The organism is Kitasatospora sp. NPDC056651, from assembly GCF_042792155.1.
GTDB lineage: Bacteria > Actinomycetota > Actinomycetes > Streptomycetales > Streptomycetaceae > Kitasatospora.
The window spans coordinates 1-7,443 of the sequence record NZ_JBHTWX010000188.1 but is presented as its reverse complement, the minus strand read 5'-3'; the positions used below and the strand labels follow the sequence as shown (position 1 = coordinate 7,443).

Genomic DNA, 7,443 nt, shown 5'->3' with positions numbered 1-7,443 from the left:
GCCGGGCGGCGCGCGGCGCTGATGGAGCAGGGCGACGTACCTGACGGAAGCGAGAAGGCCCCGTCCTGCCGGAGCCCCTTCGGACCGGCGGGGTCGCGTGTCTCAGACGGCGACATACACAGGCCGGCCGCCGGCCACTGCGGAGCGCAGAGCGGTTCGGACTCGGGCGGCACCAGCGGCTGCCACCTCCGCCCCCTGGCCGCCTGTGAGGGTTCGGGCTGTCAAGCCAGCGCACGGGCGGCAGATCCCCGGTCGGGGCACGGGGTCGTGGCACTTGGCACACTCGGCATACCGGGCCGGTGACCGTACGACGGGCCGGGCGGGTGGCATCTTGCGCTCCAGGCGGTACCGGAGCACCGCAACCGCCGAGTGCATCGGGGTTGGCAGACCCGGCAGCAGGGCCTGGGCGAGGTCAGCCTGGACCGCACCCCGCTCCAGCCACTGAGCGACGAGGGGCGCCAACTCCCGGGCCTCGGCCTCGCCCAGTCGTAGACGCGGCTCGGGTCGGATCACCCGGAACAGGGTGGCCACCGCTACGCGGACCTCTTCGGAGTCCGGAGGCGGCGGGAGGGTGGGTTCTTGCTGCCGGTTCTCTACTACAGGGCCGACTGCGCAACCGGTAGTCGCTTCACCGGATGCCGGATGGGCGGCACTCGGTCGCACGAGCTGCGGGGTGTCGTAGACGTGGGTCTCGGTCCGGATCGTGCCGTCCGGCATGCGGATCTTCTCGACCCGGTAGAAGCCCGCCTCGGCCAGCTCCTTCAGCGCCTTACGGATCGCGCCACGCCCCTGGGGGCTGGTGTCGGCCATGTGCCGACCGTCCTCACGCCAGCCGTCGGGCCGGGAAAGGAGGTCCGCGAGCAGGCCACGGGCGGTGTAGGACAACCGCCGATCCTGCAGCACACAGTTGGACAGCACGGTGAAACTGCGCACGTGGGCGCTACGATGGACGCGCATCGGGAGTTACAGCTCCTGTTGCCGGGCCCCGGGGTGTTACAGCACCGCCGGGGTCGCCTTGTTTTCGGTTGGAATGCGAAACATACCACGGCAGTTGACGCAACGTGAGATGTTCGTGACATTCGGTGCGTGACCAGCGTTAGGTCCACCGGCTGCCCCTCCGAGACCCGAGTCCGCCGCCTCCATCACGGTCCGCTCGCGCCGGCAAGTCGAGGTCAGGCGGCTTCGGCCCGATCCACTGCTGCCGCACTCGACTGTGCGAGCCAGACCAGCCGTGCGGTGATCCCCGATCGCCCGGCGAAATGGCGCAACGCCCGATCGGGAGATGTGAGGGTCATTCGCGCCTGCCCGTCGATGCCGATCACGTGCGCCAGCCCGCTGTGGTCGGCGACCCCCCAGGCCACGACCCACCCGTCGACGTCCGGGAGGCCCTCTCCGGACACCTGGACAACGGCAAACAGGCGAGGTGCGGTGTCGAGCACGAGCCCGCACAGCTCCTGGTCGAAGGTCGGTCCGGCCGGCAGCCGAGGCGTAATCGGACGGGGGCTTTGCTGCGGCGCAGCAGCCATGGAAGTCTCCTACGTGAGTGGGGATCGGGTGCGGCACTGCCACCATCACAGGCAGTGGAACAGCTCGCCCCGGTCGGCGTCAGATCAGCGAGGCCAGGACGCCGCGTGGCCAGTGGCCGAGCCAGAACGCGGCGGTGGACGGTTGGGGCTGGTCCTCGGTGGAGCCGTCGTGGGGCAGCAGTTCGGTGGGGGCGATGTAGCCCTCGCCGGGGTCGATCCGCAGCCGGAAGACACGCAGGGGAAGGCCAAGGGCGGCGTAGGCTCGTAGGTCGTCGGTGTGCGGATAGCGGCCCTCGGGATCGGCGTGGAGATCGCGGTAGATGGCTTGGATGTCGAGGCCACCGAGCAGGAGGTAGCGGGTTCCGGGACCGAGGTTGAAGCACAGGCGTCGGCGACCGGTGTGCTTGGCCTGGTAGCAGAGCCTGTCCCAATTGTCGATGTGCAGGCCGATGCGGCGGCCGTTCTGGTGATTCGGGGTGGTGGTGAGCGCCTTGGCCGGGCTCCTGGCTTGGCCGAGGTGGACGGCGTCGGGGTCGCCGAGTTGGTCGGCGAGGTGGGCAAGGGTGACCGGCGGAGGGCCGTCGGGCAGCTTCACCAGCTCCACGAGCGCGCTGTCGGCGCTCCGCTCGTTCGGGCGGAGTTCTGCCGCCAGTACGGCGGTGAGGGGCTGCCAGGGGCCGCCGGGGAGAACAGCCCCGTCCTCGTAGTCGGGCTCTCCACGAGCGATGCGGACACCGGTGCTGTCGCACCTGGCGATGAGGGTGTCGGGATCGGTATGGGCGATGGCGAGCCTCACGCGTCTGCCTCCCAGGCTGGTTCTACCGGTCGTCGAGGGTGTCGGCGAAGGTCACGTCCAGCTCGGTGACCAGGGCTTCGGCGAGTTCGGACTGCTGGGTGCGGTCGATGAGGACCTTGTCGAGGTTGGCGACACCCCGCAGCGTGGTGAGGTCGCTGCCTCGCAGGTCCATGCCTTGGTACTTGCCCCGGCCGAACTCGGTCAGCCGCAGGTTGCAGGCGTCGAGGACCGCGCCGCCGAGGTCGCAACCAGTGAACGACGCCTCAGTGAGCCCACACTTGGAGAAGACGACCGTGCCGGTGGCCCGGATCTGCTCAAAGGTCGCGTAGTCGAGCTTGCAGTTGTCGAAGAGGACGTTGTCCAGGGTCACACCGATGAGCCCGGCGCCCATGATCTTGCAGTTGCGGAAGACGACCCGGGAGAGCTTGCTGTCGGTGATGCGGGCGGAGGCGAGGTCGCAGGTGTCGAACTCGACGGAGTCGAGGCGGACTTGGTCGAGCTGCATGCGGTCGACCCGCAGGTTGGAGACTCGGCCGGTGACGAGGCGGGTCTCGGCGAGGTCCAGGTCCCGCAGGTCGGCGTCACCGTATTGGAAGTCCTGGACGATGCCCCGGGCGGAGTCGAGAGTGGTGACGTTGGACAGGTACAGGCCGGGCTCGTTCAGGTGGGGCAGGGTCACGGTGACACGGCCGAAGGTGATGCCATCCATGAGGGGCTCCGCTCTCTCGAAGGTCGGGCCGGGCCCGCACCGCTGGTGCGGGCCCGGAGTGGTTCGGGGTTGGCGCTACTTGCCCTTGTTCTTGTTCGACCAGTTGTCCCAGGTGGGGCGGTTGTCGAACTTCGGCCCGTTGTTGTCCCAGGTGGGCCGGTTGTCGAACGGTCCGGCGATGGGGCCGGTCACGGTGAGGCCGGTGAGGTCGGCGACGACGGCGGTGTTGCTGGTGGCCAGCGTGCGGCCGACGGCCAGCGGCTCGCCGGCGTGCCAGACCACCTCGACCGGCTCCGGTGACGAGGTATCGGCGAACTCGGCGACGGAACGGGCTACCGCCTCGGCGATCGCGACCGGCATGGGGCCCGTCGCTTGCGGTCGGGCAGGTAGCAGTAGGCGCAGTCCAGGTTGCAGAAAGAGTCAGCTTGGACAACGACCGTCCTCGGACGACGGGCGATGCGGCGCCGATATCGGGCCGGGGAGTGCATCATGCTGCTCCTCCAAGGTTGGAGACTGGGCCGGTGCAGGACCGTTCACGGGGCCGGATCCTGCACCGGGGCCGCCCGGGGCCGAGCGGCATGCAAACAGTGAACGACCGTCACAGACGGTACGGTGAGGCAAAGTTGCGAGGCACTCTGGTTCATCTCAACCGGAAAACTTGACCGTCCCATTACCCGGCACCGTGCACGGCGCGTAACAGCACGACTACGTTGACCGCATGCCGGCCAATGTCCCGCTCCGCCTCCGGATGTCCGAACGCCGCATGACCAAGGCAGAGTTGGCGCGCGAAGTGAACGCCGAGATCAGGACCCTCACGGGGACGCTCGGCTCCGTGTCAGAGCGCACGGTGCACAACTGGCTGACCGGCGTGACCCGGTGGCCGCCGTTGAAGATCCGCCTCGCACTCAGGGCAGTATTCGCATGTGCGCCCGAAGAGCTGGGCTTCGTCCCGACCGGGCGGGCCCGTACCACGCCGGAGGACGATGTGAGGCGACGCCAATTCATAGCTGCGGCCGGAGGCGCGGCCGTGACCGTGCTCACGAGCCCGCCTGCCGTGGCGGCGGGGGGCCGGATCGGTGTCGGTGACGTGCGGAGACTGCAGGCCCGCTTCGCCGAGGTCATCGCCAGCGACCACCGCCACGGCGGTCGGCTCAGCATCGAGACCAGGGCGGCCGCGCTCGCCGAGGAAACCCTCGACCTGCAGAAGAACGGCACCGCGACGCAGCGGGTCCGGGCCCAGCTGTACGCGTGCGCGGCATCGTTCATGTCCTCGGCGATGTGGGCCGCGATCGACGGCCGTCGCTTCGACGCCGCCCTCGAACACCACCAGAAGGCAGCCACCCTGGCGGCGATGTCCGGCGACTCCGGCATCCGGTTCCGCATCTGGTCCCACGCGGGGAGCCTGTATCGGCACCTCGGGCAGACAGGCGACGCGCTCGCCGCCAATGAGGTCGCCCGCAGCCTGCCGATCACCCGACGCGACCCGCTGTTCGCCTCTCTCGGACACGCCCGCCACGCAGCGATCCACGGCCTGACCGGGGACTCCAACGCGGTCCGTCGGTCCATCGGGTACGCACAGGACGCCCTCAACCGAGCCGACCTCGATGTCTCCCGACCGGTATGGATCACCGCCTTCTACGACCAGTCCGAACTCGACTCCCTCGCCCTCGCCGCCCACCTCGCGGCCGGGAACTGGGAGGACGCGGAAGCACACGCGCACCGCAGCATCGCCCAGCGGCGCGACACCATGCAGAGGTCCCGAGCGATCACCACCGTCCGGCTCGCCCGCGCCCAGCTCGGGCAGGGCGACCTGGAGCCCGCGGTCGCCACCGCCATGTCCATCCCGGCCGAGGACTTCGCGCACCCCCGTGTCACCCGGATGCTGGCCGCCTTCGGCGCCTCGCTGCACACGCTGGCCGGCGGCAGCGGCCCGGACCGCACCTGGACGGCATACGCCCACAACACCTGGAGGACCCCCGCGTGACCGTCGAGCTCCGCCACCACACCGCCCTGGCCCCCGAGACCCGGCAGGATCTGCTGAACGTGTACGCCGATGTGCGGGCCCCCCTACTGCACCTGCCGAACTACCGCGTCGACGTGTTCGCCGAACGCCTCGACCGGCATGCCGCCGAGCCTGGCTTCGAGCTCGTCCTCGGCTACGACGGCGAGGTGCCGATCGGCTACGCCTACGGAAACACGATCGAGGCGGGCGACCGCTACTGGAAGCGCATGACCGAGCCACTGCCGGACGGCTGCACCGAAGCCCCGGCTCTGGCCATCAAGGAGATCGGCGTCCGGATCCGCTGGCGCGGGACGGGCGTCGCGCGCCGGATCCACGACGAGCTGCTGCGCCACCGCCTTGAGAGCCGTGTCACCCTTCTGGTCAACCCGCTCGCCGGGGACGGCAAGGTCCAGCGACTCTACGAGACCTGGGGCTATCAGGGGTTCAACGCTCAACAGCCCTCTCCGAACTCGCCCCGGCTGACCGCGATGATCCGCCCGATCCACTGAGCCTGGGACGGCGGCGACCGGTAGTGCACGCCGATGTTGCCGTACTCACACCCTCTCGTCATCGCTCCCCAGGCCCGAGCCGGTCTGGTCTCCGCCCTGTTGATGCGCAAACGATCCGGACGGCGCTGTCGAGGCCCCCACTCCTGTGCTCGATCTTCCCCGTGAGTGGCGCGGTGCGGGCCTCACGGGGAAGGGTCAAGCGGAACGGATCGACGGCTTCGACCTGGTGTCCGCGTCCCGGGTTCTCGGGCCTGGCACTCTGCGGCTCGCCCTCGGCGGAGGCAGTAGCTGGCGCACACTGTCGAGAATGGCCTGCTCCTTGGCCGGGGTGATCCCGTGCTTGGCCCAACGCCTGTGCGGAACAGGCATATTGCCTTGGCTCAGCCAGTGCCACGTGTCGGTCACGGTCTCTGCGAGCGGCCGGCTGTGGAAGCCGGCCGCGACTGCCGAGGACGAGTCGATGACGGATACACCAGGGTGGATCCACCACAGCGGAAGCTCGGTCCACTGGCGCAGACCGTGGCGAAGCAAGATCCCGTCCTCCACCCACAGCAGTTCCCCGGTACTGCCGGTCACGTCCATGCACGCCTGGAGGAATCCGCCCATCGTCTCCCGGCCGGTCGGGGTGCCGAGGTTGTGGACTTAGTGATCGACGGGCACGACCTGGTCGAGTGCGAAAGTGGCGACGTCCCGAACGTCGACCGCTTGGAAGCGTCTCGCGGGGTCCCCGGGCGCGAGAATCAGTCCGCCCCGCTCGGCTCGACGCAGCCACCACGGCAGCCGGCCGACGTACTCCCCGGGGCCGAGGATCACGCCCGGCCTGAGGAGACTCGTTCGGGCGAGCCCCAACGTCTCGGTCACCGCATGCTCGGTCGCGGCCTTCCGCCGCCCGTAGTCGGGGTTGATGCCTGAGGTGCTGTCCGGGGACTGAGCGGTGTCCGGACGGTTGGAGGTCAGAGCCGCCCAGGCCGGGGAGCAGGTGTTCAGAGGTTCGGTGGGCCAGCCTTCGTACACCGCGATGGTGGACACGTACACGTAGCGGCCGACGACCGGCTCCAGGGTTCGGGCGCCCAAGCGGACGACATGCGGCGACAGCTCCGAGGCCGAGGTGTCGATCACGGCGTCCCACGGACCGTGACCGGCCAGGCGTGCCAGGTCGTCGAGGCGTTCCCGGTCGCCGTGCACGGCGACCGCTCCGGGCACCGGGACACCGGACAGTCCCCGCGTGAACGTGGTCACCTCCCAGCCTCGTTCCAGGGCTCCACTCACAACCGCGCGGCCCAGGAACCAGCCACCACCCAGCACGAGGATCCTCATGCACCGATCCTGTCAGTCACACGCCTTCGTCCGCAGACGAGTTGTCAACCTACCGCCGCACAAACCTCTCCTTCGACGGAAAATATTGGGTGGCAGTGGTGGGCCTGCCTTCAGGCGGCGGCTTCCCATGGCAGGTAGTGCAGCACGTCGGCGTCGATCTCACTGAGATCGGGGATGGCTACAGCCCTGACCTCGTTGTGGTGACCACCGAGGTGGACCTGTTGGCGAGGTCGGAGGACCGGTACCTAAGCCCGAACAAGATCAGCTTGGTAGCTGAGGTCACCGCGTATCCCAGCGCCCACAACGACCGGCGCCCCGTGTCGGGCAAGCCCACCAAGTGGAGCGGGTACGCACGGCCCGGGGTGCCGTTCTACCTGCCGGTGGACCGTGACCCGAGGCAGCCAGGCATCACCTTGTTCGGCGAGCCGAACCGGGGCAAGGGGACCTACGAGGTGCTGGGAGAGTGGAAGTTCGGCGAGACCGTCCGGTTGCCGAAGCCCTTTGACGTCGAGATCGGCACCGACAGATGGAAGCCGTGGGAGTAGAGGCTGAAGCGCCGCTGCCCGGGACTACCGAAGTAGTCC

The 7,443-nt window shown here is 69.1% G+C and carries 9 protein-coding genes; 3 read left to right on the top strand and 6 right to left on the bottom strand.

The annotated features are described in order from the left end of the window. Nucleotides 1-102 precede the first annotated feature (102 nt). From ACFRAR_RS37680 to amcA, 5 genes are all read right to left on the bottom strand, one after another. Nucleotides 103-933 carry a hypothetical protein gene (locus ACFRAR_RS37680; protein ID WP_380704793.1) on the bottom strand — a complete coding sequence of 277 codons (831 nt, stop codon included), beginning with the start codon at nt 931-933 and terminating at the stop codon, nt 103-105. Between the two features lie 239 nt (nt 934-1,172). Continuing rightward, the gene (locus tag ACFRAR_RS37675) at nt 1,173-1,526 is read right to left on the bottom strand and encodes a hypothetical protein (RefSeq protein WP_380704791.1); all 354 of its coding nucleotides are present in this window, start codon (nt 1,524-1,526) and stop codon (nt 1,173-1,175) included. 79 nt (nt 1,527-1,605) lie between these two features. After that, nucleotides 1,606-2,322 (bottom strand): hypothetical protein, encoded by a 717-nt coding sequence (locus tag ACFRAR_RS37670; protein WP_380704789.1) that lies wholly within the window; start codon nt 2,320-2,322, stop codon nt 1,606-1,608. A gap of 22 nt (nt 2,323-2,344) precedes the next feature. Further along, nucleotides 2,345-3,031, bottom strand: coding sequence for a pentapeptide repeat-containing protein (locus ACFRAR_RS37665; protein WP_380704787.1), 687 nt, complete (start codon nt 3,029-3,031; stop codon nt 2,345-2,347). Between the two features lie 75 nt (nt 3,032-3,106). After that, nucleotides 3,107-3,391 carry a multiple cyclophane-containing RiPP AmcA gene (amcA, locus tag ACFRAR_RS37660; protein ID WP_380704785.1) on the bottom strand — a complete coding sequence of 95 codons (285 nt, stop codon included), beginning with the start codon at nt 3,389-3,391 and terminating at the stop codon, nt 3,107-3,109. Nucleotides 3,392-4,118: 727 nt separating this feature from the next. On the opposite strand from amcA, the gene ACFRAR_RS37655 reads away from it, so the two are divergent. Then, on the top strand, nt 4,119-5,015 hold the full coding sequence (locus ACFRAR_RS37655) for a hypothetical protein (protein ID WP_380704783.1): 897 nt from the start codon (nt 4,119-4,121) through the stop codon (nt 5,013-5,015). After that, entirely contained in the window at nt 5,012-5,542 is a 531-nt protein-coding gene (locus ACFRAR_RS37650) for a GNAT family N-acetyltransferase (protein ID WP_380704781.1), read from the top strand. Before ACFRAR_RS37655 ends, ACFRAR_RS37650 begins: the two co-directional genes overlap by 4 nt. A gap of 642 nt (nt 5,543-6,184) precedes the next feature. Here the strand turns inward: ACFRAR_RS37650 and ACFRAR_RS37645 are convergent. Continuing rightward, entirely contained in the window at nt 6,185-6,859 is a 675-nt protein-coding gene (locus tag ACFRAR_RS37645) for an NAD-dependent epimerase/dehydratase family protein (RefSeq protein ID WP_380704779.1), read from the bottom strand. A gap of 89 nt (nt 6,860-6,948) precedes the next feature. On the opposite strand from ACFRAR_RS37645, the gene ACFRAR_RS37640 reads away from it, so the two are divergent. After that, entirely contained in the window at nt 6,949-7,404 is a 456-nt protein-coding gene (locus ACFRAR_RS37640) for a Uma2 family endonuclease (RefSeq protein ID WP_380704777.1), read from the top strand. The last annotated feature ends 39 nt before the right edge of the window (nt 7,405-7,443 follow it).

Bases quoted from the DNA above. Each gene is read 5' to 3' on its own strand.
- ACFRAR_RS37675 (WP_380704791.1), bottom strand. From the start codon at position 1,526: ATGGCTGCTGCGCCGCAGCAAAGCCCCCGTCCGATTACGCCTCGGCTG.
- ACFRAR_RS37665 (WP_380704787.1), bottom strand. From the start codon at position 3,031: ATGGATGGCATCACCTTCGGCCGTGTCACCGTGACCCTGCCCCACCTG.
- amcA (WP_380704785.1), bottom strand. From the start codon at position 3,391: ATGCCGGTCGCGATCGCCGAGGCGGTAGCCCGTTCCGTCGCCGAGTTC.
- ACFRAR_RS37645 (WP_380704779.1), bottom strand. From the start codon at position 6,859: ATGAGGATCCTCGTGCTGGGTGGTGGCTGGTTCCTGGGCCGCGCGGTT.